This is a genomic window from Nocardia thailandica NBRC 100428, from assembly GCF_000308795.1.
GTDB lineage: Bacteria > Actinomycetota > Actinomycetes > Mycobacteriales > Mycobacteriaceae > Nocardia > Nocardia thailandica.
Genome location: NZ_BAGK01000270.1, coordinates 1 through 973 on the forward strand (window position 1 = coordinate 1; position 973 = coordinate 973).

A 973-nucleotide genomic window follows, 5' to 3' on the forward strand; every position below is an offset into this window, starting at 1 on the left:
GCTTAAGGGTTGTCCCGAAAGTGCGACGCGCTGGCGGTGACCGGTCCACCGGCCAGGAATCAGTGAGCGTGGGCGAAGTTGGCCAGGGTCGCTACCCCGGCCATCGTGACTTTCACCCCGTCCCTGCGGAGGCGGCAGTCCCGCAGGATCTTCCAGGTCTTCATCCGGGTGAAGGCATGCTCGACGCGGGCACGGAACTTGCGGTGGGACTTGTTGTGAGCCTGTTTCCATTCCGGCAGCTCGACACCGGGTGGGCGCCGGCGCGGGATGATCAGTCCGGTGCCCTGGCAGCCGCCATCGGCGATCACCATCGCGTTGCGGCAGGTGTGGGCGACTCCGGACTCGGTCCAGGCTCGGCAGTCGTTGCGGTTGCCCGGCAACGGTGTCCCGAGCACGACGACGAGTTCTGTGTCGGCCTCGATCACGACCTGGTGGTTGGTGGAGTACGGTAGTTCTTGCTCTGCGCGGCGACCCGGTGATCGCGGGTCGGGACCAGGATGCCGTCCACGATCAACACCGTGTCACGATGAAAGCGGGCACGGGGCCGTAGCGCCAACGCCGGTCCCAGATCCTCGATGACCCGGGCCGCGGCCGACTTCGACACCCCAAACACCGCCGCGAGTTGGCACACCGTGAGGTTGGTCCGCCAGTAGGTGGCCACCAGCAACACCCGGTCCTCGAAGCACAGCCCCCATGGTCGGACCCGCAACGGCCGGTCGGCGCCCTCACGCCGCAGCCGGGTGATCAGGCGAGCGAACCTGGCCGGCCACAGCCCGGAGAACAACTCCACCATCACCGGGTCAGACGCCGACATCACCACTGGTAGCACGATCCCTATTGCCGGTCAACGGCTTACGGGTCATCCCTTAGCTGCGACCAAGGTTGAGGCTGCGCTCGCACGACGACGTGTTACAGAGACGGCGTCGGAGCAACCTTGCAGGTGCACCCCCTTCAATGAGGCGCGGTGTAGATG

1 pseudogene is annotated in these 973 nt (G+C 66.3%); it reads right to left on the reverse strand.

Annotated features, from left to right (window positions below):
• Positions 1 to 59 precede the first annotated feature (59 nt).
• Positions 60 to 814: pseudogene (locus ON36_RS28460) on the reverse strand (transposase).
• Between the last annotated feature and the right edge of the window lie 159 nt (positions 815 to 973).